This window comes from Paractinoplanes ovalisporus (assembly GCF_016834655.1).
Lineage (GTDB): Bacteria > Actinomycetota > Actinomycetes > Mycobacteriales > Micromonosporaceae > Actinoplanes > Actinoplanes ovalisporus.
The window spans coordinates 1-23,793 of sequence record NZ_JAENHP010000010.1 but is presented as its reverse complement, the minus strand read 5'-3'; the positions used below and the strand labels follow the sequence as shown (position 1 = coordinate 23,793).

Here is a 23,793-nt window from a genome sequence, read left to right as displayed (position 1 = left end):
TGCTGCGACCCGGCCGCACCTCCGTCATTCCGCGGCGGGTTTGCGGGCGTGCAGACGTTCGATGGTGCCCGCCTTGACGCGTTCGCGCTCGACGATCTCAAAACCGGCCGCCTCGACCAGAGGCAGCGATCGACGGGTGAAATGTTCACCCGCGGCTCGGACGGTCGCCTGTTCCACCAGCCACTGGGCCGCTCGGATCGGCGGCCAGGAACTGCCGATGTGGTCGAGCAGCAGCAGCCGGCCGCCGGGCGTCAAGACGCGTCTCATCTCCGCGATCGCCGTGGCCGGGCGGGGAATGGTGCACAGCGACAGCGCGCAGACGACCGTGTCGAAGCTGTCCGCGTCGTACGGCAGGTCCTCGGCGTCGCCGGCCGCCAGATCGAGGGTGCGGCCGAGATCGGCGGCCCGGCGCTGGGCGATGGCCAGCATCGCCGGGCTCAGCTCGACGCCGGTCAGAACGACGCCGGCTGGGTAGTGGGGAAGGTTGAGCCCGGTGCCGATCGCCACCTCGAGCACACGGCCCTGGGCGCGAGCACCGAGCCATTGACGGCCCCCGGTGAACCAGACGCGTTCCAGCAAGGCGATCTGCCGGTCGTATGCGGGCGCGTTCTTCTCCCAGACGCGCAGAACTTTGGCGGTTGATTCGTTCGCTGGGGTCATGACATCCTTCCGCGGCGCATGTCGGTTCAAGCGGTGACCGCCTACCAGGCGGCGATGCCCAGCCGGGACGACCGGTAGACCCAGCCGCTCCTGGGAGCAGGCGTACCGCGACGGTCGAGAACGCGGCGGTGAAGCCGAGGATGAGGGCGGCGATCACCGCTCGTACGTCCCCAGGGCCTGGCGCAGGGCCGCGCTCTCGTCGTCGCTCAGGTGCCGTACGAAGGTGACCAGGGAACCGGCCGGGTCGCCGCTCTCGGCCATCGCGTCGCGCATCAGTTGCATGCCGTAGTCGGCGCGGGACTCGACCGGCCAGTAGCGAAAGGCACGGCCGTCCTTGCTGCGCCGCAGCCGGCCCTTCTTGTAGAGGATGTCGACGACGGTCAGCACCGTGTTGTAGGCCAGGCGGCGCTCCGGCTGCAGGTCGGTGTGCACCTGCCGGACGCTGGTGGGCTCGCCCCGGTTCCAGAGCACGTTCATGATGGCCGCTTCCAGCTCGCCGAATCCCCGCATGCCCCGCCTTCCCCGCACCCGGCGGCCAGTCTAACGGCGGCTGCCCGGAAAACCTTAGGCGCTTAGGTGTTCGGGAGACGCAGGGCAGCGGACGCCCCGGCGGCGCTCGACTGCACCATTGTCACGTCAGCAGCCGGCGGTGTGCCCGGCGCAGGCGGCCGGGGTACGCGGCGACGGGCGGCGCGGAGGCCGTTGGCGATGACGACCACCTCGGCCAGCTCGTGCACGAGCACAACCTGGGCCAGGCCGAGCACGCCGAACAGGGCCAGCGGGAACAGCACCACGATGATGGCCAGGGCGAGGCCGATGTTGCCGGTCATGATGCGCCGGCCACGCCGGGCGTGGGCCAGAGCCAGCGGGATCAGCCGCAGGTCGGTGCCGGTGAAGGCGACGCTGGCCGACTCGACGGCGGCGGCCGAACCGGTCGCGCCCATCGCGATGCCCACGCCGGCCGCGGCCAGGGCCGGCGCGTCGTTGATGCCGTCGCCGATCATGGCCGTAGCGTCTCTTTCGACGGCGGCCGCTTTGTCTTGCGGGAGTTGCTCGGCGCGTACGTCGTCGATGCCCGCCGACCGGGCGAGAGCTTGCGCCGTACGGGTGTTGTCGCCGGTCAGCATCATGACGCCGATGCCCTGGGCGCGTAGTGCCGCGACCGCCTCGGCGGCTTCCGGCCGCAGTTCGTCGCGGATGCCCACCGCGCCCGCCACGACCTCGCCGATCTCGACCAGGATGACGCTCATCCCCTGCGACGCCATGGTGTCGACGGCACCGGTCAGCGGTCCCGGATCGATCCATCGGGGGCTGCCGACGCGCACCGGCCGCCCGTCCCACCGGCCGGTGACGCCACGGCCGGCCAGCTCCTCGACGTCGGCGATCTCCGCCCGCCGGTCGGCCGCCGCGATGATCGCCGCGGCCAGGGGGTGGGTGCTGGCCGCCTCCAGCCCGGCCGCGACCTCGAGCACCTGCTCACGGTCGAACCCGTCGCCGGTCTCGACCGTCGCCACCTCGGGCCGGTTGCGGGTCAGCGTGCCGGTCTTGTCGAGCGCGACCGTACGGATCGCGCCGAGGCGCTCGAACGCCTCCCCCGACTTGATGACGACGCCGAGCCGGCTGGCCGACCCGATGGCCGAGATGACCGTGACCGGCACCGCGATCGCCAGCGCACACGGCGACGCCGCGACCAGCACGACCAGGGCCCGTTCGATCCAGGTTTGCGGGTCGCCGGCGATCAGGCCGAACACCGCCACCAGCACCGCCGCGATCAGCACGACGGGCACCAGCGGGCGGGCGATCCGGTCGGCCAGCCGCGCCCGGTCGCCCTTGCGGGCGTGCGCCTCCTCGACCAGCCGCACGATCGTGGTCAGCGAGTTGTCCCGACCGGCGGTGGTCGCCTCGACGTGCAGGGTGCCGGAGCCGTTGACGGCGCCGGCCGGGACCGGATCACCCGGGCCGGCCTCGACCGGGATGGACTCGCCGGTCACCGCGGAGGTGTCCACGGCGGAGCGCCCGCGCACCACCACCCCGTCGGTGGCGATCCGCTCCCCCGCGCCGACGACCAGGATGTCGAACTGCCGCACCTCGGCCGCGGGCACGGTCACGTCACCGCTCAACCGGGACAGCCGGGCCGTCTCCGGAATCAGGGACAGCAACGCCCGCAGGCCGTGCCGGGCCTTGTCCATGGCCCTGTCCTCGAGCGCCTCGGCGATGGAGAACAGAAACGCCAGGGCGGCCGCCTCGGCGACGTGCCCGAGCAGCACCGCGCCGACCGCGGCGATCGTCATCAGCAGCCCGACGCCGGTGCGGCCGCGCCACAACCGCCGCAGTGCACCGGGTACGAACGTCCACGCCCCGGCCGCGAGACCGCCGGCGAAGACGACGGTGGCCGCGATGTCCAGCCCCGACCACTGCGATGCGTAACCCACCGCGAGCAGCACGCCCGACGCCGCCGGCAACCGCAGGGCCGGATCGCGCCACCACACCGGCATCTCGTCGTCCACCGTCTCTTCGGTCTCGTCCGGACCGCAGCACTCCTTGCTCATCGCGGACTCTCCCCGCCGACCGCGCCCGGCCCGCAGCACAGCGGCACCGCGCAGTCCTCGTCCGCGCACGGCTCGCCGTCGTCGACCGCCAGCACCACGTCGACCAGGGCCGCCAGCGCGTGGGTCAGGTGCGGGTCGGCGATCTCGTACCGCGTCTGCCGCCCCTCGGGCACCGCCACCACCAGGCCGCACCCGCGCAGGCAGGCGAGATGGTTCGACACGTTGCTGCGGGTCAGACCGAGGTCGCGCGCCAGCACGGCGGGATAGCCCGGCCGCTCGAGCAGGCTCAGCAGGATCGAGGACCGGGTCGGGTCGGCCATCGCCCGGCCCAGCCGCGCCATCACGTCCACGCGGGTAACACTGGTCAGCATTCGCTGACCATACAGCGAGCGCTGAACTAAGGGAACGCGCCCTGGTGTCAGCGGCGGCGATCCCCGGGTCAGGTCCGGGTGCTGTCGAAACTCAGGCCGCTGGAGCCCTCGCCCCGCCCCGGACCCTTGCGCCGGCCCCGCCACAGGTGGGTCCGGCCGTCGAGCGAACGCCCGTACGTCCAGAGCCGCCGCACCCGGGCCCCGGCCCGCGGAACCTCCTCGTCAAAGATGTCCAGCGCCGTTCCCGGTTCCAGCAGCCGCCCGACGGGGCGGATCGCCGGGCCGCCGGCCGGGTCGCGCATCGCACCGCGGGCCAGCCAGCGCCGTCGTACGGCACCGGTGGTGTCCCGGTCGAACTTCGGCAGCAGCGGGATCCAGTTCCGGGGGACGGCGGTCTGCAGCAGGTAGCGGCGCAGGGCCTCCTGGTCGACCGGTGGCTGATCGCCTCGCCCGGTCACCTCCTCCTCGTGCCGGTCCACCGGACGGCCCGTACGGCTCTCGACCGTCTTCTCGACCGCCCACGCCATGTTGGCCAGTTCGTCGCGCAGCAGCACCACGTCTTCGATCGGGTCCGACTCGGCCGTGGTCGGCAGCGTGTCGAGCAACAGCATCGAGTTGCCGGCGTCGGCCGTGCCGTCCTCGCGGGTCAGCTCGAACATCCGCCAGTCGGTGCCCGAGCCGTCGCCGAACGGGGCGAGGGTGCTGGTCACGCCGAACGAGTCGGTCACCTTCACCGAGCCCAGCGTCAGCAGCGAGCCGACCGGCATGGCGTCCAGCGGCACCGTGAACCAGTCGTTGCCGAACACCGTGGCGAACTCCACCAGGACCAGCTTGAGCAGGTCGCTCGGCTCGGCCGCGACCGCGCCGAAGTCGACCACCCGGTCCTCGAGCTCCCACCAGCGCGGAACCGGCATGCCCGGGAAACTGACCCCGTTGGGCACCGCCGTGCGGGTGAACGCCACCGGCCGCCGGTCGGGCCGGGGCGACCCGAGCGACACCCCCGCGCCGGGCGTACGCCGCACGAACGAGTACCAGTCGAGGTGGCCGCCGTCGTGCTCGGGCGCGGCGAGCACCACGTCGCCCGAACCGGCCGTGAACGAGTACTCCATGCGCTGCCGGTCCCAGCCCGAACCGGTCGAGCCGACGGGGGCGCTGATCAGGCCGGCGCACCACGCGTACCACCGCCGCAGCGCGGAGATCACCTCGTCGCGGTCCCGGTCGTCGATCGGTGGCCGCCGGGGCAGCCGCGGCGGCGAGTCCAGCACCGACTGGAAGTCGGCGTAGATGCGCGCGCCGTCCGGAACCCGGCCCGCGGCCACGGTCAGGAAGCGCTGACTGCCGGCGTCCAGCGCGGCCCCGCCGGACGGACGACGCAACGGATATTCGTTCCGGAACCGGGCCCGGTAGTCACCGCTGCGGGGCCCGTCGTCGAGCTCGGCCTCGATGAGCCGGAGCAGGTGCAGCCCGGACTCGGCGGCCAGCCGCAGGTCGCTGAAGGTCGGCCCGGACGGCGCGGGCGCCGGGATCACCGTCTCGCGCTCCACGACGGCCTCCAGCGGCGTGCCCGCGGGGACATCGCCGGGCTGCCCGCCCCGCGGCCGCCAGCGCGCCAACGGAGTCGCCGTCCCGTCGACCCGGGCGGTCACCGGCGAACCGGCGTCCGTGCCGTGCAGCTCGAGCATCTGCCACTGCCGGCCGAGCAGCCACAACGCGTCGTACACCTGGGCCTGAAGTCCCTGCTGCAATCCCGCTTGAAGGTCGCTGGTACGTGCGTGTGGTTCGAGCCGGGTCCAGTTCGTGATCGAGGCGCGGCTCTCGATCAGGATCCGGCTGTGCTGGTCCGAGCGGCTCGCGCCCCACTCGCTGGTGACCACCACGTCGCGCGGGCCGGTGGTGCGCAGGCCGGGCAGGTCGGGCAGCTGGGCCTGGATCTCGGTGTCGGTCCACGACAGCACGGCCGGGACGGTCGTGTTGCCCGGCGCCGTCGGGTCCGCAGTGGCGTAGACGGCCACGAGTTCGAGGTGACCGGCGGCTTGCGGGCCGAACGCCCGGCCCTGAATCGTGATCGTGCCGGCCGGTGACGGGCTGGCCGGCACGACGGCCTCGATGCGGGGCAGTTCGCCGAGCAGGAACGGTTGCTGGTCGCTGCGCCCCCACGCGGCGGAGACGACCAGCGAGCGTTGCCCGGCGCCGCCGAGCGCCTCGGCCAATGGCACGCGCACCACGATCGTCCCCGGGTTCCAGGAGTCCACCACCGCGGCGACGTCGCGCGGACCGGGCGCCTGGAACAGGACGGCCGATCCCGGCGCCCGCCGTCCGAAACGCTCCCCGGTCAGCGTGATCGCGTCCCCGCCGAGCCCGCGCGCGGGTTGCACCGCGGTGACCGCCGGGGGCGCCTCCTCCTCGAGCACGAAGGCCGCCGCGTCGCTGTCGCCGTCGTCGCTGTGCACGGTGATCTCGAGCGGGCCGCCGGAACCGAACGTGGCCAGCGGCGGAACCCGGACCTGGATCGCCGTCGCGGACCAGCTCACCAGCTCGCCCGGCACGGGTGCCGCACCCTGGGCGGGGACCCGGAGCCGGACGGCCGACCCGTCGGTGCGGGCACCGAACGACGTCCCGGCGAGGGTGAGTGTGGTGGCCGCCCGGGCCGACGCCGGGGTGACCGAGTCGAGCTGTGGCGCGTCGGGCATGGTGCGCTCCTTCCGGTCGGGCGTCAGGCCAGCGGGGCACCGCGGCCGGTCAGGAAATCGGTGGCGGCGGTGACACCCTTGGCGTTGAAGGCCAGGTAGGTGGCCGGAAGGAAATGCCCGGCCTCCTGCAGCGCGTCGAGGTCGACCATCCGGACCCGGGCCAGGTCGAGGGTGTCGCCGACCGTGGCCAGCAGGGTCTCAAGCGTCCAGTCGGCTCCGGGGCGTGGCGGCACGGCCAGCACGATCGCCTGGGGTGGGGTGGCGTTGGGCTGGTCGTAGTGCACGGCCAGGCCGGTGGTCTTCGCGGGCGCCGGCAGCACCTCGGTGTACTGCTCGATCATCAGGCCGGCGACCGTACGGTTCGGGTTGATCCGGCCGAGCGGCAGGTACGCCACCAGCGAGACGGTGCCCTGGGGTGCGGTCCCGTTCTCGTACGGCAGCCCGAGCCACCGGTCTCCCGCAACCGCAGGAAGCTGGGCCACCTCCAGCCGTACGGGGTCGGCGCCGCCGAGCGCGTCGGCGTAGAGCAGCAGATCGCCGAGGCGCCGGGCCCCGTCGTGCACCCGGGTGAGTCGTTGCAGCCACTCGGTCAGCGCGAACGGCTCACCGTCCAGCAGCGAGTCACCGGCACGGAATCCGACGTCGACCTGGGCCGGGTCGTTGGTCGGGGGCGCCGTGTATCGGGGCAGGGCCACAAATCCGGCCCCGAACACGGCCCGCAGCCGGTCGGCCGGGTCGGTCGCCGCCGGTGGTGCGAGCCGGTCCAGGGCGTCGATCCGCCGCCGGAGTTCGGCCTGCACCACCTTGCCCTGGGTGGACAGGTCGGCCCGGTCGGCCGGGGTGTCACCGAAGGCCGAAATGGGCACCGCGCCGGGTACACCGAACGCGAGCGCGCTCAGCAGCGCCGTACGCAGGGTCTCGCTCACCGGCGCGGCGATGGCCGAGCCCAGTGCCACCTCCGCCGCGCGCAGTGCCGTTTCGGCGGCCACCGCCCGGGCCTCCAGCTCGGGCCGGTCGACCGCCGCGGTGCCGACGGCCGTGGGCAGGGACAGGTCGTCCGGGGTGAGCGGCCGGGCCGCCGTCAAGGTCTCGCGGACCGCGCGGGCCAGCTCGGCCAGTTCGAGCAGGCCCATCTGGTCATCGTCACCCGGGCGGTCGCCGATCACCCGGACCATGGCGCCGAGCGGCACGTTGCGCGGCCGGGTGCGCACGGCGTCGTACACGATGCGCTGTTCCAGTTCGGACAACGCGGTCTCCTGGTTGGCCACCGCCGCGTGGACCACGTCGAGCGGGCACAGCCGCGGCCGGAGCTGGTCGAGCCGGCGTTCCTCCTCGTCGAGCACGTGCCCGTCATCGGGGTCGAGGTACTGCACCCGGTAGCGGATGCGGCGCGGGTCGCCCAGCAGCCGGCCCGCCATCGCGTCCAGCCGGGGTTCGGCCGCCGCGCGCCGCCGCAGCCGGGGATCCCCGCCGGTGTCCCAGTCTGGCGCCGGGCCGGATTCACCGGGCAGCAGGACGGTCAGCCGGTGGGTCACCGCGGCGCCCGAGTGCGGCGTGTCGATCGCTTCGAGGTCGGGCAGCGCCCCGGACGGTTGCGCGGCCGCCCGCAGGGCCGCGGCGGCCCGCTCGGCGTTACCGCGGCCTAGCTGGTAGACCCCTTCGGTGAGCAGGATGTCGCCGAGCGCGTCGACCGCGTCGTCGAGCTCGGTGAAAACCGCTTGGAGGGCGGGCTGGGCGCCTTGGCCGGGCCAGCCGGCCGGTGCCGTACGGCCGGCGGCCACCCACGTGCGGTGCAGCTCGAGTGCGTCGACCACGTCGCGGGCGCCGATCGCCTCGACGGCGCCACCGTCCGGCGCCGTTCCGGTGACCGGCAACGGGAACAGCGCCCGGAAATCGTCGACGAACCGGGCCAGTCCCCGCTCCTGCAGCAGCCGTTCGAACCGGTAGCCGAGCAGCGCGCCCAGCGGCTGACCGGCCCGGACCCCCTCGACCAGCGACAACGCCACCCGCACCCGCTGCGAGGACAGGTCGATGCCGAACGGTTTGCGCGTGCCGCCGTCGTCGGGATGGGAGCGGTGGCCGCCGGCCAGGATCGCGGCGGCGGTGGCGTGCGACAGCGACGGCGTGTGCACGTACCCGGCGCTGCTGCCGCCGGTGCCGCGCTGGATGTCCTCGACCATGCCGTACGCGCCCAGGTGCAGGCCGCCACCGGCCGCGGCACCCCGCACGGTCTGGAGCCGGCGTTGCGCGTAGGAGGTCAGCCACGCGTCGAGCCGGTGCGAGCACAGGTCGATGGTCTCGGCCGTGGCCTGTTCGAGGACCCCGACCGGCATACCGGCCAGCGCCGCCACGCTCGTACGGACATCGGCCAGTGGCGCGGCCGGCGCGGTGTCCAGCACGTCGCCCTTGGGCCGGCCGGTGACCGAGGCGGCGGTGAGCCGGTCCCAGACCATCGGCGGGCGCGGCGCGTTCAGGTTGTCGTCGATCTCGTCGATGCCGTACAGCACCGGTTCGCCGCCGCGCCACGGGTCGGCCGGGGCCATGTCGCCGGCCGCGAACAGGTAGGAGACCAGCAGAGAGTGCCGCAGCAGCAGGTAGAGCAGGGAACGCTCATCGAGGTCGAACGCGTCCTGGCGCAGGTCGCGCCACGGCGCCGTGGCCAGCAGGGTGAGCCAGTCGGTGGTCAGCGGCTCGTCGCGCCCGCCCGCGCTCTGCACCAGCGGGAACGGCACCGGGAAGTAGTTGGCCGCGAACACCGTCCGCTCCGCGTTCGGATGTGCTCCGGCCAGGCCGTGGGCCTCCAGCGCGGCCCGGGCCAGGGCGGTCTGCTCGGCACGCCAGGCCGGGCCGAGCAGTTCGTCGACGGTCAGCCGGTCGCGGATGAACCGCCAGGCCAGGTCGACGAAGGACAGGTCCAGCACGCTGCGGCCCCGGAAGCTGACCGCCGCCGGTTGCAGCGACAGCACGGTGAGCAGGGGGTTGTCGCGGGTGCCGTCGGGGTCGCCGGGCCCGGTGGGCGGCTGGTCGCTGACCCTGGGCACGGCCGGCACCGAGGCCTTCCAGACCGGCAGCAGCTCGTCGCGCAGGAACCCGGCCAGCGCGGCGACCGGCGGCTCCTCCCCGGCGGCGGTCCAGTGGGCCATCGGCAGCACCGGCAGCAGGCCGTACGGCTGCTCGCCGAGGCGCAGCACCGGCAGCGGGCCGCTGCCGCGGACCCAGTCGGCGAAGTGCCGGCGGGCCGGTTCGATGGCGTCGTCGGGCACCACCGAGGTGAACAGGTGCTCCAGGAAGTAGCCGAACGTGGCCGGCCACAGCGCGGTGTTGACCAGGCGCCGAGCCGCGCGCACCGGGCCGCCGTCGTCGGCGTGCGGGGTGCCGCCGAACAGTTCGTCCGAACGCTCGGCCAGCCCGAGGGCCCGGGACGCGACGTCGGCGTTGCCGCCGGGGACGGGCGGGGCCGGTTGGTCCACCGGAGAGAAGGCTTCGGCCGGGGCAGCCGAGGTCGCGTTGGTCGGTGTGCCGTCGGGCAGGAAGCCCATGCCCCGGGTGTAGCGGTGGGCCGCCAGCGCCGTGCCGAACTCGGCCGCCCCCTGGTCCGCCGTCAGCGACGTCTCGACGCCGACCACGACCAGCCGGGCGATCCGGGCCGGCGCCGGGACGGGCAGGGTCAGTTTCATCGCCATGCCGACCGAGAGCGCCTGCCCGAAGTCGATCAGCCAGCTCATGCCCGGGTCGGTGATCGGGTCGGTGTCGGTGCTGGTTCCGAGGTCGGGGCCGACCGGCAGCTCGAACGGGATCGGCCGGCCGTGCTGCTGCGCGATCACCGCGCCGTTGTCGTCGTAGGCGAACGCGCGCAGCCGCCGCGGCAGCAGCCGGGTGCGGGCGGCCCGGGCCCACGTCTCGGTGCGGATCACCGGCGTGCCGGTCAGCGTGACCCGCACGATCCACTCGGCCCGGGGCGCGCCGAAGCGGGTGGTCAGGTCGAGCCACACGTCGGCGCGGGTCGGACCGTCGGTGCCGGTGGCATCCCGGTAGCGGCGGCCCAGCTCGGCCTCCTCGGTGGTCAGCCGCTCGTCGTGGCTGTCGATGTGCACCGTGTCCGGCAGCACCCGCACCCACAGTTCCCGGCCGTCGGCCATGAACCGGGTCTGCAACCCGAGCGGCAGCAGGGCCACCGGCGCGGGCGACAACGTGGGCAGGGCTTCCCGGCCGACCGTGACGGCGGCGCTGGTGCCCTGCGACGTGCGCACCCGGACCTCGGCCGGGGCGACCGGGCCGGGCAGGGCGGGGAAGAGAAAGCGGACGCTACGGTCGCTCCAGGCGACCACAGTGGCCGCCACCGTGCCCACCAGAACGGCCGCCGGGCCGGACGGGCTCGCGCCGAACGCGGTTCCGGTGGCGATGAGCTCGTCGCCGGGCAGCGCGGTCGGTGCCTCGCCGGGCCGGGCCGGAAGGCTGATCCGGGTGAGGCTGGGCACGGTCATGTCGTCGCTCCCGGCAGGGCGGTGCGGGCGTGCACGGCGACCCGCATCGGGCGCTGGTAGGTGATGGCGGCCATCTGGGCCGAGTCCGCCGACCAGGTCGCCACGGGCTGCGGCCGGCCGGCGAGCACCGGCAGGGTCACCGGCGGCGTGGCCAGCGGCCCGGCCACGCTCGCGTAGCGGACGGTGGAGAGCTCGGTTCCGGCCGGGACGAGGTCGCCCCAGTCCAGATCGGACCAGCTGGCCGGCGGTCCCGGTGGGCCGTCGGGTTCGTCGAGGCCGAAGCGGGGCGCCACCGGCTGTTCCTGGATGACGAAGAACCAGCCGAGGTCGCCGTCCACTCCGCGGGCGGCGTCCAGGGTGAGGTCGAAGCCCAGGTAGGTGATGTCCGGTTCGATCCGGCCGCGGAACTGCGGGTAGAGCTCCTGCGGCCCCGGAACCGCAGAGGTCGAGCCGCCAGGGACGGCTTTGGCCGCGTACACCGCCGTGTGCGGATAGCGCAGCAGCAGCCGGCCCTTGATGACGAGCACCAGCAGGCCGGGGCCGCCGGTGCCGGGAGCGTTGGCGCCCAAGGGCCCGGTCCAGCCGTCGATCGGCGGTAGCTGCGACGGCGGGTCGGCGTTGAGCCCGCTGCCGCGTACGTCCCAGAAGCGGTCGGCGTACGTGGCACCGGGGTCGGCCGGGAGGCCCCGCCAGAGCAGTTCCCGGCTGAGTTCGTGGTTGAGCCCGGTCATGAACGCCTCGATGAAACGGGGATTGCCCACCGCCACCCCGATGCTGTCGGCCGGCAGGTTCTCGGCGCCGGGCAGCATGAGGGCGCCGTCGACGTCGGCCAGCTGCTCGCTCATGGGCTGGCGGAACTGTGGGGTCGCGGCGCGGGGGCGCAACGGGTCGGCGGCCGGGTTCGCCGGTGCGGCGGGGACCAGGCCGACCACCGTACGGGCAACGGTCGTGTCCGGTTCGAGCCGGCCGCCCTGGGCGATCAGCGCGGTCGCGACCGGGGCGAGGCGAAGGCGCGGCCCGGCCGGTGGCGGTGTGCCGACCGTGGCCGGCAGGTGCTGGAGCAGGAAGTCGGTGGCCGCCTGGAACCGGTTGTTGATGCCGCGCAGCCGATCGGCGCGCCGGCCGACCTCGTCGACGACCCACTCCCCCTCGACGGGCAGCAGCGCGGGGTCGACCCGGGCCGGTTCGGCGCTCGCCCGGGCCGCGACCGGCGCCGGCGGCGGTTGGTAGGGGTCGTCGCCGATGTAGAAGCCGTCGTCGGCGTCGGCGGCGACCTTCTGCCAGCCGCCCGCCAGGGGTAGCTGCTCGCGAAGGTGACGGAACCGGGGCCCGGCGCCGACCCCGTCGAAATCCGCGCCGCCGGACGCCGGCCGGACCGGGATCCGCAGCTCCCCCTCGGCCAGCCCGGCCGACAGGGCCGCGGTGACCTGCTGAGCGGGACCGGGCAACCGGCGGCCCAGCGGCCCGGCCGGGCGCACGGCCCGGCGGAACGGCGCGGACAACGCCGCCTGGGGGAAGACGCTGTCCTTCACGCTGCGGCGCAGGGTGGGTTGGGCCTCGGAGCCGTCGGCGGCCAGACGCACCCGGCTGTGCACCGGCTCGGTCAGCCGGACGGCGGTCTCGGCCGGCAGGCCGTCGAGGTGTTTGTCCCGGGTGGCCGCGGCGACGGTCCGGGCCAGCTGGGCCTGGCGCAGCAGACTGTTGCCCTGTTCCAGCTCGCCGGCCTGGTCCCAGGCCGAGGCGACGAACTGTTCCTGGTTGTCCCGCACGACCCTGGTCCCCAGGGCGGCGGCGATGCGCCAGCCCGGGTCGAGGTTCAGCTCGCGCAGCCACGGCCGGTCGGCGCCGGCGTCGGGAAGCTGGTCCGGGGTGCCGGCCTGGAAGGCGCCGTAGATCGGGGGGCGCAGCACGGTCGTGTCGACCCCCGGGGGCACCTCGATCAGGTCTTCGAGCCGCCGGGCGAACGGCGTCTGCACGCCGGCGGGCCATTGACGGGCGGGCTGGACCGGCGAGACCAGCGCGCCCTCGACCGGCAGCACGGTCGGCGACGGCAGGTGCAGGCTGGCGAAATCCGGGCCGGCGGTGGCGATGTCGACCGGCAACGAGCCGCTGTCGGGTCCCAGCGGGTGCGGGCGTAACCGCCGTACGAGAAGCTCGAAGTCGCCGGCCTCGGCCGTGGCGAACTCCCAGTGGTCGTAGACGGGCAGTTCGAGGTCGGTGGTCAGCGCCTCCCAGCCGCCGGCCGGTGGCCAGGCCGGTTCGGCGCCCGCCTGCACGTCGAGGCCGAGCCCCGCCTGGACACCGGCCCGATAGGCCGGAACGAGACAGGCCAGGTAGGCCGTCTGCGGCCGCAGCCGTCGCGGAGACATGATCCGTGACAGGGTCAGCTCCGGGGACCGGCCGTCCAGGGCCTGCTCCGGCGTCTGCGTGCTGCCCGCGATCTGGGCGTGCGCCCAGGCCCACGACTCGCTCAGGTCGGGCAGCTCGTCGCGGGCGTCACCCGGGGCCAGCCGCAGCCAGGGCAACGGCCGGCGCGGGTCGACGGCGATGCGACCGGCCTCGCGGCGTACGACGACGAGCACCAGCCAGGGTCGCAGTCGCGGGCCACCGGGCTGGGGGCTGAGCAGCCACGGCACTTCGGGGCTGTCGAACTCGACGAGCGGGAAGTAGTTGGGTTCGAAGTCGCCTGTGCCCGGCCGGGGTTCGCGGCGGATGATCTGCCGGCCGTCGAGCCCGACCACGTCACCGGGACCGTAGAGACGCAGGGTCCGTGAGACGTCCTCGGTCTCGGAGGCGCCCTTGCGCACGCTGACGCTCACCGGGATACGTACCGCTCCGTCGGCCGGTGCCGGGTCGTCCGACACCGGGATCGCGGCCGCCAGTCCCTGACGCGTCCACGAGAGGAACCGGAAGCTTCCGGAGAGGTCACTCATGCGGTCGTCAGCTCCTCTTTCCGTACGATCTGGAGCTCGTCCCGATCGGGATGCGCGCGCAGCCGCTCGGCCGCCGCCGACCAGGTGCCGTCCAGCCCGTCGAGGGGCTGCGGGGTGAGGGTGTCGCGGTCGACGACCACATAGACCGGATCGGCGACAGCCGGGCCCGTCTCGGCCGGCGCGAACTTGGCCCGGCCCTGCGCCCGCAGCGTCGCCGTGCCGGCCGGACCGTGTTCGGCCAGGGCCGCGACGACGTCGCCGGCCGGTGTGTACCGTTCGTCGAGGCGCCCGTCCGGCGGCGCGTCGACGTCGAGGATCACCGACTGCTCGTAGTCGAGCGGAGTCTCCTGCACGAATCCGTGGGCGATGGCCGTGGCCGGGGCGAACCGCGCGCCGGAGACCATCCGTTCGAACGCCGGGCTGGCCAGCTTCTCCGGATCGCTCATCCGGCGGAACTGGGCGGGCGCGAAGAAGTCGGTGGTCGCCCCGGTCACCGCGAGCCCGTGACCCGAGACGATGGCGAACCGGTCGAAGTCGCGCGGCGGCACCGAGCCGAACAGCCCGAGCGTGCGTTGCAGCGGCACCAGCCCCTGCGAGACGCTCAGCACGCCGAGCGGGTGGGCCGACAGCTCACCGGCGCCCGCGCCGTCGCGCAGCACCACCAGCCGGCCGCTCGCCGGGGGTAACTGGGCGCTCCAGCTCGCGTCGGCGGCAAGGCTGTCGCGCAGCACCGGCCAGACGTCCTGCGGCTCGATGGCCGGCACGTCCTCGTCGCGGCCGAACCGGGCCCGGAACGGCAGCGAGATGGTGAAGAAGAAGATCTTGAACTTGGCCTTGCCCCACAGCACCCAGGGGCCGGGGCCGGTGAGGTTGACCTCGATGTCCAGGCCCATGAGCGTGCGGCTGCCCCGTTTGAGCGCCAGGTGGGCCCGGATCTCGGCGAGCAGCCGGAACGGGGAGAACTGGATGAGTGCGTCGAAGCCCAGCGAGCCTTCGAGGCTGAAACCGCCGACGCCGACGTACAGCTCGAGGCGCGCCCCGGCCTGCACCGTGTTGGCGGTCAGCGCCAGGTAGAGCTCCATCCGCAACTTCGGGTTGTCCCCGGTGGACAGGGCGAGCGCCAGGCGGCGCAGGGCGGGAAAACCCGGGGGCGGTTTGTACGCGGGGTGGAAGCCGCCCACCGACAGGGCGAACTCGGGCCGGGCGCCCCAGTTGACCCGGGCCGCCATGTCTCCGCTGAGCGCGAACTGCCCGATCCGCGAGTCGAACAGCGTGGCGTCCACCGACAGCTCGGAGCGGTCGAAGTCGATCACCCCGATCACGTCGAGGTTGATCTCGACGATCGCGAAGTCCGGATCGGGCAGCGCGGCCCGCACCCGGCCGAGCAGGATCAGCCGGACCGGTGCGGGCAGCTCGAGGATCAGCGCGAGCTCGATGGTGAGCAGCGGCAGCGGCGCGCCCCAGGAGATCTGCGCCATCGGCCCGAACACGTACTGGTTGGTGGCCGGCGGGAACACCGACTGCAGTGTGCTGATGATCTGCGGGGCCCGCGGGGTCGGGTCGTCCGGCGAGAACAGGATCGAGTCGAGGGTGCGGTTGCGCAGTCCGGCCCGCAGCACGTCGACCGAGACCGTGCGGTTGATGCCGAGCAGCCCGCCGATGCCGGTGAGCGAGAACCCGAAGCCGAGCTGGATCGGGGTGAACCCGGACGCCTGCACGATCACCAGCAGCGACCAGCCCCGTGAGCCGTCGGGCAGGTGGGTGGTGAGCAGCCCGACGGCGTTCAGGGTGATCTTCTCGAACTCCAGGTGCAGGCCGCCCGCGTACTGGCCCTTCTCGGGGTCGAAGAACAGGAATCCGCCGCCGACCACCGCGCCGGCGTCGACCGACAGGGCGATCCCCCGCGGCCACAGCATCCCGAAGTCCAGGTCGAACGGCCCCGCGTTGCCCGGCTCGAACGTCACCGGCAGGTGCACGCCGAGCCGGTCGACCGCGTATCGGACCGGGCCGAGCGCGCCGGACAACGCCACCGCACCGCGCAGATCCAGTTGCGGTGCCGTGCCGCCGCCGGCCTTCAACGACACCCCGAGGTCGATCCGGTCGAAACGCAGCACGCCCAGGTCGAGCTGGGGTTCGAAGGACAGTTCAAGCCCGGCGCCGGCCCGGAAATCGAGTCCGGTACGGCTGTTCCAGGACACGCCGATGGGCAACTCGACCCGGGTCTCGCTGTCGCCCAGCAGCTGACCGAGGAAGCTGTCGAGCCCCGCCCCGGACAGCACCAGGGCCAGCCCGTGCGGTTCGGCGGCGAGCGTCACCTCGACGGTGCTGCCGTGCGCGGTGATCCCCAGCGACAGGGTCGCCCCGGCCAGCTCCACCCGGATGCCGTCCGGCTGTCCCAGCAGCACCGCCGGTGTCTCCGGGGTGAAGGTGAGGCTGAAGCCGTAGGCCGCGGACGGCGGCGGATGGCCGGGCGCGAACGGGTAGCGCAGGGCGACCTCGCCCGGCCGCACGACCACACCCAGCTGGGTGGCCAGGTCGGTGCCGGCCCGCAGCGCGAAGGTCCACCGGCTGTCCAACTCCACCTCGACGGCCACACCGTCGGGCAGCAACGGGACCAGCAGCAGCCCGGGCCGCGCCGACCCCTCGGCCGGCAGTTCGGTGAGCAGCAGGCCGACATCGGCGTACTGGCCACCGATCGGCAGGTCGAAGAACGGCACGCTCAAGCCCAGCCGCAGCGGCGCCGCCGGTTCGCCGGTCGCCTGCCCCTGCACGGCATCGGCGAAATCGGTGCCGATCCGGTCCACCGAGGACGGCAGGCCGAGCGCCAGGGTCAGCTCGCCGAGCAGTTCGGCCACCTTGGCGAAGTCGAAGTCGGCGGTGCCCCAGCCCAGCACGGTGGCCGGGATCGACGCCGGATCGGACAGGGCCGCCGGCAACCGCTCCCATTCGAACCGCGTACGCAGGAAAGCCGGCCGGGACCCGGCCGCCTCGACCGCCTCGAACCGGATCACGCCGAGCAGCTCGAGAACGCTGAAGGCCTTGGGCGCCTGCAGATTGAGGTAGTCGGCCAGCAGATACTCGAACAGGTTGCGGGCCAGCAACGGCAGGGCCGCGGGGTCCATCCCGGTCGGCGCCACGGTGAGCGCGCCGACGGCCCGGTAGACCTCACCGGCGGCCGCGACCACCTCGAGCACCTGTTCCGCGCCCGCGTCGTCGGCCAGCGCGTCGGCGGCCGCCACCAGGCCGGCCGCGGCGTCGGCGATCGCCGCGTAACTGGGCGGGATCCCCTGCACGTCCCAGCCGAGCCGCCACATGAGCAGCCGGAACGACTCGGCGTCACGGAAGTCGCGGGCCAGCGGGCCCACGGCCAGGGCCAGATGCCGCGCAAGGGCCTGGAAGGAGTCGCTCATACCGGGTACCGCGGCGCGTAGTCGGCGTCGATGGCGCCGTGCTGGGACGGATCGAGCAGGTCGACCACGGCGTAGCGGCAGACCGGGCAGAACTGGTACGCCCGGTCGCGTTTGACCGTGTCGACAAAGGACAGACGGCCCATCAGGCAGATTCCCGTCGGGTGGTAGACGTCGCAGTCGTACAGCATCCCGTTCTCGTAGAGCCCGACGATCCAGGACGAATATCGGGGCGGCTGGGGTGCGGTGTTGAGCGGAAAGTTGGTGGCCGGGGTCGGGAAGGCGACGGCGCCGGCGCACGGCCGGTTGGGCGGGAGCGGGTTGCCCGCCGCGTCGACGCCCCGGGCGTTGAGCGGGTTGCGGGTCGCGTTGATCCGGGCGCGCACACTCGCGTGCATCAGTTCGAGGTCGTCGCCGAACACCATGCCGCCCGGATTGGGGTCGGGCGCGCGCACCGGGCAGATGAGCGCCGAACCGGCCGGATACCCGCCCGGGTTCGCCCCTGGAACCACCGGCCGGACGATCACCTGGGCCGCGTTGGGCACCTCGGTGACCCGGAACCGGTCGCTCGGCCCGGGATCGGTGAGCAGCGGGCGCCGCCGGAACCGCACCACGTCGCCCATGGCGAAGGCGGTCGCGTGCCCGGCCTGCAGCGGCACCCGGAAGCGGCCACCATCCATCGCGGTCGGCGGCCCGGTGAGCACTCCGGCCTTCCGCAGGCGCGGCCAGCGCCACTTCACCCGGTTCGCGTCCAGGTTGACCCCGCTGAGCAGCGTGGAACGGGGCTGCACGTTGGGCGATTTGGCCGCGTCGCCCAGCCGGCCGGCCGGAAACGGCCCGCCGCCGCCGTATTCGTCCCGCAGAAACAGGGAATGGCTGAGCTCGTGGGCCGCCGTGGTCCAGACGGTGGTGGTCGCGACCCGTCGGGTCTGGTCGGGTCGCAGGTCTTTGCCGAGGCCCGTTAAGGTGTCGACGATCTGGTGGGAGTCGGCCTTGTCGAGGTTCATCACGATGAGGCGCCCGGACCCGGCGCGGAAGTGGGCGGCGCCGCCGTGCCGGTTCGAGCGGCAGAGCACGACGATCCGGTCCTCATCGGCGCCGCCCCGGGCCCAGGTCGCGCCGACCGCGACGTTCGCCCGGTTCCGGAGCGCCTTGAGGAAGTCGTCGAAGTCGTCCTCGTGGAACCGGTCCGGGTGAAGGTTGGGCACCCGCATGGCCGTGCGCCGCTGTGCGGCCGGCCGGGCGCCGAGGAGGGTCGCGAAGGCGGTGTCGCGCTCGTTTATCAGAAATCGGTTGGTGACCCCGGGAACCAGCGGCACGTCGATGTGCCACGCCGCGCCGGCGACCGGTGGCGCGACCGCCGTGTCCACCTCGGTGGCGAGCGCGTTGACGCCGGCCACGTGGTGCCGCTCGACCCATTCGGCCGGGGAGATGCCGTCCTCGCGGGACGGAACCCAGGCCATGAAGTAGTTCAGTTCATTGCGCAGCAGATCGAACGGGCGGGTACGTTGCCTGGTGCCCAGGGCCTTGACCACGGACCGGACCAGCTGCTCGAAGTCGTCCCGCTGCGCGGCGGTGAATCCGTCCGGCAGAAACAAGATGTTCTTCCTGGTCGCCAGGCCCGCAAACCCGAGGCCGTCGACCGGGGTCAAGGTGATTGGCGTCGTCCAGCGCGCCGCCGCGAGAGCCGTTCCGGTCGCCGCCGCCGCGGCCGGCGCACCCACCCGATCGGCCTTGACGGCGACATTGCCCGCGTTGCCGGTCCCGGTCAGCAACCCCGTCTTGGCGTCGACGGTCACCGGACCGGCCGCGGCCGACCAGACGATCGCCGGATTGTTGGACCCGTTGGCCCTCACGAAGGTGCGGTCGGCGGCGGCCGGGGCGTCCCTCGGGCACCACGCGGTCAGGTTGCCGTAGCTACCATCGTCGAACTCGGCCAGCAGGTCGAACCGCGAGCGACGGGTGGCCTGCCGCACCGTGAGCTGCGACGGGGTCATCCACGTACGGGTGATCGAGCTGTGGATGTGGAACCGGCGGTATGCCGTGAAGGTGGGCGCGGCCGGGCCCGCCCCGTCCCGCACGGTCGCGATCACCAGGAAGTCGAGAAGCCGGGGCGGCGCCGGCAGCGGAGCGGTGACGGTGACCTCGCCCGAGGCACTGACCGCCACTCCACCGACAGCCGGCCCACCAAGCGGAAAGTTGGCCGCGAACGTGACCGTCACCCCCGCGGGCGGAGTGTCGGCGCGCTTGTTGCCGCCGGTGTGCTCGATCCACAACAAATGATCGAGGCGAGGCCCGGTGAAACCCGGGATCAGATGAATGTCCTGGTTGGAATCTTCCGGCCAGAAGACGGATGTGGTCGGCACAGTTCACCACCAGACACGCGATGCGATCTCGTCCGGGCGGGACACCTTGACCACCCGCCGAGGCCTCATATTTCTCGCCGTCAGATCGAGTGTCAAGGCTGATAACCGCGCCGAGGCAGACCCACAAGACCGGCTCTGAACTGCTCAAACACCCTGCATGCGGCACCGAATCCCGGCCCACGGCCCGTGTCGGCTATCCATCACTCTCGACTATGGATGATCATTTAATGTCACCGTCCATCGTGGAATGTTTTTGGTACGTCATCATTCGGTAAGGGTTTTCCCGGGCCGGCGACGGTGTACTGGAGAAATGACAACTCGTCGTCTCCGCCTCCCGGTCCTCGCGACCGTGCTGGCACTGATCGCCGGGGTCGGCCTCTACTGGTTCCAGCCGTGGAAACTGGTCACCGACCGTCAGGTCGACGAGGTCCTCGCCGAGGTGCCGCTCACGACCAGCGCCGCGCCGGCTCCCGGCCCGGCCGTTGTCCGGCAGGGCACGTTCATCAGCCACGAACACGACACCGAAGGCGCGGCCCGGGTGGTTCGGCACCCCGACGGTTCCCGGGTGCTGGAGCTGGTCGAGCTCGCCACCTCCAACGGTCCCGACCTACGAGTCTGGTTGTCCGACCAGCCGGTGCGCGCCGGCACGGCCGGCTGGCGAGTCTTCGACGACGGAACCTGGGTCGAGCTGGGCCGCCTCAAAGGCAACCAGGGCAGTCAGCGGTACACCATCCCGGCCGACACCGACCTCGACCAGTTGGAGAGCGTCACCATCTGGTGCAAGCGTTTCGCAGTCTCGTTCGGCGCGGCCCACCTCGAACCCCAGCGTCAGTAGCCAACGGCACGCACCTGACGCCCTACGGGCGCTTGACAGATCGTGGCCACGGTAGTGGCGGCCCGGACATCCCCGGGATCACGGGTGGCGGCCAGGCCTGCAGCGTAGTGACCGGAGGCTCAGTGCGGCGCGACGTGCTCCACCGTGATCGTGTTGCTCTCGAAGACAAAATTCTTGATCGGCCACCCCTCGAAGGCTCCAGATTCGGCCTTGTAGAGCTTGAGCGCCGATGCCGCATTGATGTCCAGCGTGACCCTGTTCCCGGTGACACTTACTCCGTCCGTGCCCTCCCGCACGTCGAACGAGCGGCCGCAATGCTGGAGTTCGTTGTCGCGAATGTCGAGGTTGCGCGAAAAGCGCCAGTCGTCACCCGCGCCGGGCTGCGACGGGAGTCCACCCGAGCCGTCGACCTGCACGCTGATTCCGAGCCCGCAAACGCTTGCATAGTTTCGGGACACCTCGGAGTCCTGACAGCCATAGACGGCGATGGCAGCTGCCGTGCAGGTTTGGATCGTGCTCCCGGTCACCGTGATCCCGCGGCAGGCCATGAGTTCGATCCCTTGGCCTGGAACGGATCCTCGGATGACCCCGATGCGGTTGTTGACCAGCCGGATGTCGTGGACCGTGCGCCCCTGGTCGGCGCCACCCCAGAGGCGGATGCCCGCGTGCCAGCAGTTGCGCACGTTGGTCCCGGTGATCCACGAGTCGCTGGTCCGGCCGTCGAGCAGGATGCCAAACTCGAGCAATCCCTGGCCCTCGATCGTCAACTGGGAAAGGACGACACGCTCGATCTCCCCCGCATCGGAGCCGCGGATCCTGATCCCCGTCTCCGCGGCCGCATCGGCGACGAAGACCGTTCCGGGGCCGCTGCCGGCCACCGTGATGTCGCCCCGCGCGACGACAATCTCGCCGGATACGCGAAAGGTGCCTTCCGGAAACGACAAAGCGCTGCCCGGAGCCGCCTCGCGAATCAGCCGGTTGATACGTTCCGTTTCGTCGGTCCTACCCGTGGGATCGACGCCGTATTCCGCCACGACGTCGATGCCCGGTACCAACTGAGATGCAGACTTCATTCCTGACTCCCTCGGCGCGTGGCCCGGCTAGACGGTGAACTCGTTGTCGCGGATCGAAAGGTTGGACAGTGGCCACCCTTCGCGCGGGGGCGCGACCGCATCCCCGGCCTTCCCGATCGAGACGGCGACGCTGGAACCTTCGTTCAGGACGAAGCGGTTACCTGTGACGAGGATGTTCTCGCAGCCGTCATGGAAGTCAATGCAGGAAAGACTGATCGACTTGAACGTGTTGCCGGCGATATTGAGGTTGCGCGTGATCCGCCAGTCCGACTCCGGACCCGGGCTGCGAGGAAATCCGCCGGATCCGTCGGGCTGGATGCTCACGCCAATTGCGCAGCCCTCGATCGTGTTTTCGCCGATCTGTGATTCCTTGGTCCCGATCGGCCGGATTCCCCAGCCCGTGCAGTTGGCAATGTAGTTGCCCCGCACGGCGACCGCCGAACTCGAGAACAACTCCATGCCCTGTCCACTGATCCCACCCGGCCGGCCGATACCGTGGATCCTGTTGTCCTGGATGACGACACGCTTCAGGGTGGCGCCGTGGCTTCCGAAGCCCGCCAAGCGAATGCCCGCATGAAGACAACGGGTGATCTCGCAACCTTCGACCCGTACGTCGCTTGCGGTGTGCCCGACCAGGACCCCGAACTGCAGCCGCTGTCCCCCGTCGATGCGCAGCTGCTGGACCTGGACGCCAGTCACGATCTCGGATCCGGAACCCGCGATGAGGATCCCGGAGCTCTCGTCAGCACCATCCTCTCCGAGATCGATGAGGAAGACGGTGTTGTCACCGACACCCTCCAGAACCGTGTCGGTGCGACTGGCGACGACCGCCTTGTCGAGCCGATACGTCCCGGCCGGAAAATGGAACAGAGTTCCCGCCGGCTCGGTCCGTATCAAATCGTTGATCCCATTCGCCACGAAGCGCTCACCCGTGTTGTCGACCCCCCGCGCGACGACATCGACGACAGCTCCGGTGAACTTGTCGCGCCGGGGCACAGAGGCCAACCCGGCGGGGTCCCGTTCCGCAGCCATGTTGGAAACCATGCTGCCGATACTACGATTGTCGCCGCCTCGGGCCGGCCATTCAAAGACACTATCGAGAGAGTTCCACGATCGTGGACCTCGACTGCGCAATCGAATACTCGACGACCAGCTGACGCGCATTCGATACGAAGTCCGCCTCCCGGTTCATGATCTCTTTCGGCTGACGGCCGGATGGGAATGAAAACAGGGGCCGCATTTTCTTACTACGGTGTGGTCGTGCGGCCCACAGGTGACCACCTATATACCGGTTCGTCGGCAGAACGCGAAAACGCCGTCGCCGTGTTCGGCTACGTGGAGGAGGGAACTGCCTGCTGGACGCCCAACCCGAGCCCGGCGACCACGCCTTTCTTCCGGCTGGTGCACCCGCAGGCGGGCGACCACTTCTACACCACCTCAGCGGCCGAACGAGACAACGCCGTCGCCACGATCGGATTCATCGACGAAGGCACCGCCTGCCACGTCCTCGCCGACGCCCAAACCGGAACCGTCCCGCTGCTACGACTGTTCCACCCCGCATCGAAGGACCACTTCTACACCACGTCCGAAGCAGAGCGCGACTTCGCGGTGACCAGCGCCGGCTACACCTACGAAGGCATCGCCTGCCACGTCTACGCCGGCGATGGGCCAGATCGCTCGCCGCTGCTCCGCGCCTACAAACGGTACGGCGCGATGGTGAGTCTGCATCTGATTCTGGTTCAGAATTACGCGGACGAGGGCACGGCCTGCCACGTCTTCGCCAACCAGGCGGCGGGCACAACGCCGCTTTACCGCTTGGTGCACCCGCAGGCGGGCGACCACTTCTACACCACCTCAGCGGCCGAACGAGACAACGCCGTCGCCACGATCGGATTCATCGACGAAGGCACCGCCTGCCACGTCCTCGCCGACGCCCAAACCGGAACCGTCCCGCTGTTTCGACTGTTCCACCCCGCATCGAAGGACCACTTCTACACCACGTCCGAAGCAGAACGCGACTTCGCGGTGACCAACGCCGGCTACACCTACGAAGGCATCGCCTGCCACGTCTACGACGGGCCGCAGGCTGGCACAACGCCGCTGCTGAGGCAATATCTGCATCCCCGGGACCATTCTTATACGACCTCGGCCACCGAGCGGGACAACGCTGTGGTCAATACCGGACCGGCCGTGACCATGGACGCCGCGGCGCAGGCCATGCAGGAGGTTTATGACACGGTGGGCATCAAAGTCCAAATCAAGTCCGTCCGACGGCAGAGCTTGCCAAACCTGGTCGATTGAGTTCCCCCCGGTTTCCGGGAGCTTCTCAAACATGATCGACTGATCATGGGGAGGAAGCATCTGTGGCCGCACCGAAGAAGTACCCCGACGAGCTGCGAGCACGGGCCGTGCGCTTGTATCGCGA

At 71.8% G+C, this 23,793-nt stretch carries 13 protein-coding genes; 2 read left to right on the top strand and 11 right to left on the bottom strand.

Going from position 1 to position 23,793, the window contains the following annotated elements:
* Positions 1–24: 24 nt before the first annotated feature.
* From JIG36_RS27615 to JIG36_RS27575, 9 genes are all read right to left on the bottom strand, one after another.
* Positions 25–660: a class I SAM-dependent methyltransferase gene (locus tag JIG36_RS27615; RefSeq protein ID WP_203379321.1), complete on the bottom strand. Its 636-nt coding sequence runs from the start codon at positions 658–660 to the stop codon at positions 25–27.
* Positions 661–813: 153 nt separating this feature from the next.
* Positions 814–1,170 carry a BlaI/MecI/CopY family transcriptional regulator gene (locus JIG36_RS27610; RefSeq protein WP_203379320.1) on the bottom strand — a complete coding sequence of 119 codons (357 nt, stop codon included), beginning with the start codon at positions 1,168–1,170 and terminating at the stop codon, positions 814–816.
* Positions 1,171–1,232: 62 nt separating this feature from the next.
* Entirely contained in the window at positions 1,233–3,209 is a 1,977-nt protein-coding gene (locus JIG36_RS27605; protein WP_203379319.1) for a heavy metal translocating P-type ATPase, read from the bottom strand.
* Positions 3,206–3,580 (bottom strand): Cd(II)/Pb(II)-sensing metalloregulatory transcriptional regulator CmtR, encoded by a 375-nt coding sequence (gene cmtR, locus JIG36_RS27600; RefSeq protein WP_203379318.1) that lies wholly within the window; start codon positions 3,578–3,580, stop codon positions 3,206–3,208. The genes JIG36_RS27605 and cmtR overlap by 4 nt, the downstream gene beginning before the upstream one ends.
* A gap of 68 nt (positions 3,581–3,648) precedes the next feature.
* Positions 3,649–6,270 carry an IPT/TIG domain-containing protein gene (locus JIG36_RS27595; protein ID WP_203379317.1) on the bottom strand — a complete coding sequence of 874 codons (2,622 nt, stop codon included), beginning with the start codon at positions 6,268–6,270 and terminating at the stop codon, positions 3,649–3,651.
* Between the two features lie 23 nt (positions 6,271–6,293).
* A complete protein-coding gene (locus tag JIG36_RS27590; RefSeq protein WP_203379316.1) occupies positions 6,294–10,754 on the bottom strand; it encodes an IPT/TIG domain-containing protein in 4,461 nt (1,486 codons plus the stop codon).
* Entirely contained in the window at positions 10,751–13,687 is a 2,937-nt protein-coding gene (locus tag JIG36_RS27585; RefSeq protein WP_203379315.1) for a hypothetical protein, read from the bottom strand. The genes JIG36_RS27590 and JIG36_RS27585 overlap by 4 nt, the downstream gene beginning before the upstream one ends.
* A complete protein-coding gene (locus tag JIG36_RS27580; protein ID WP_203379314.1) occupies positions 13,684–17,097 on the bottom strand; it encodes a DUF6603 domain-containing protein in 3,414 nt (1,137 codons plus the stop codon). The genes JIG36_RS27585 and JIG36_RS27580 overlap by 4 nt, the downstream gene beginning before the upstream one ends.
* Positions 17,094–19,460 carry a M64 family metallopeptidase gene (locus tag JIG36_RS27575; protein ID WP_203379313.1) on the bottom strand — a complete coding sequence of 789 codons (2,367 nt, stop codon included), beginning with the start codon at positions 19,458–19,460 and terminating at the stop codon, positions 17,094–17,096. The genes JIG36_RS27580 and JIG36_RS27575 overlap by 4 nt, the downstream gene beginning before the upstream one ends.
* 310 nt (positions 19,461–19,770) lie before the next feature.
* Between JIG36_RS27575 and JIG36_RS27570 the strand changes: the two genes are divergently transcribed.
* Complete coding sequence (locus JIG36_RS27570) at positions 19,771–20,295, top strand: DM13 domain-containing protein (RefSeq protein WP_203379312.1); 525 nt, start codon at positions 19,771–19,773, stop codon at positions 20,293–20,295.
* Positions 20,296–20,414: 119 nt separating this feature from the next.
* On the opposite strand, the gene JIG36_RS27565 is transcribed toward JIG36_RS27570, so the two are convergent.
* The gene (locus JIG36_RS27565) at positions 20,415–21,368 is read right to left on the bottom strand and encodes a right-handed parallel beta-helix repeat-containing protein (RefSeq protein ID WP_203379311.1); all 954 of its coding nucleotides are present in this window, start codon (positions 21,366–21,368) and stop codon (positions 20,415–20,417) included.
* A 27-nt stretch (positions 21,369–21,395) separates the two neighbouring features.
* The gene (locus JIG36_RS27560; RefSeq protein WP_203379310.1) at positions 21,396–22,412 is read right to left on the bottom strand and encodes a right-handed parallel beta-helix repeat-containing protein; all 1,017 of its coding nucleotides are present in this window, start codon (positions 22,410–22,412) and stop codon (positions 21,396–21,398) included.
* Positions 22,413–22,628: 216 nt separating this feature from the next.
* On the opposite strand from JIG36_RS27560, the gene JIG36_RS53425 reads away from it, so the two are divergent.
* Positions 22,629–23,669 (top strand): hypothetical protein, encoded by a 1,041-nt coding sequence (locus tag JIG36_RS53425; RefSeq protein WP_203379309.1) that lies wholly within the window; start codon positions 22,629–22,631, stop codon positions 23,667–23,669.
* Positions 23,670–23,793: the final 124 nt, after the last annotated feature.

Excerpts from the sequence above, each read along its gene's own strand:
- JIG36_RS27560 (WP_203379310.1), bottom strand. The coding sequence starts at position 22,412 with ATGGTTTCCAACATGGCTGCGGAACGGGACCCCGCCGGGTTGGCCTCT.
- JIG36_RS27590 (WP_203379316.1), bottom strand. The coding sequence starts at position 10,754 with ATGACCGTGCCCAGCCTCACCCGGATCAGCCTTCCGGCCCGGCCCGGC.
- JIG36_RS27565 (WP_203379311.1), bottom strand. The coding sequence starts at position 21,368 with ATGAAGTCTGCATCTCAGTTGGTACCGGGCATCGACGTCGTGGCGGAA.
- cmtR (WP_203379318.1), bottom strand. The coding sequence starts at position 3,580 with ATGCTGACCAGTGTTACCCGCGTGGACGTGATGGCGCGGCTGGGCCGG.
- JIG36_RS27615 (WP_203379321.1), bottom strand. The coding sequence starts at position 660 with ATGACCCCAGCGAACGAATCAACCGCCAAAGTTCTGCGCGTCTGGGAG.
- JIG36_RS27570 (WP_203379312.1), top strand. The coding sequence starts at position 19,771 with ATGACAACTCGTCGTCTCCGCCTCCCGGTCCTCGCGACCGTGCTGGCA.
- JIG36_RS27605 (WP_203379319.1), bottom strand. The coding sequence starts at position 3,209 with ATGAGCAAGGAGTGCTGCGGTCCGGACGAGACCGAAGAGACGGTGGAC.
- JIG36_RS27610 (WP_203379320.1), bottom strand. The coding sequence starts at position 1,170 with ATGCGGGGATTCGGCGAGCTGGAAGCGGCCATCATGAACGTGCTCTGG.
- JIG36_RS27580 (WP_203379314.1), bottom strand. The coding sequence starts at position 17,097 with ATGAGCGACTCCTTCCAGGCCCTTGCGCGGCATCTGGCCCTGGCCGTG.
- JIG36_RS27585 (WP_203379315.1), bottom strand. The coding sequence starts at position 13,687 with ATGAGTGACCTCTCCGGAAGCTTCCGGTTCCTCTCGTGGACGCGTCAG.
- JIG36_RS27595 (WP_203379317.1), bottom strand. The coding sequence starts at position 6,270 with ATGCCCGACGCGCCACAGCTCGACTCGGTCACCCCGGCGTCGGCCCGG.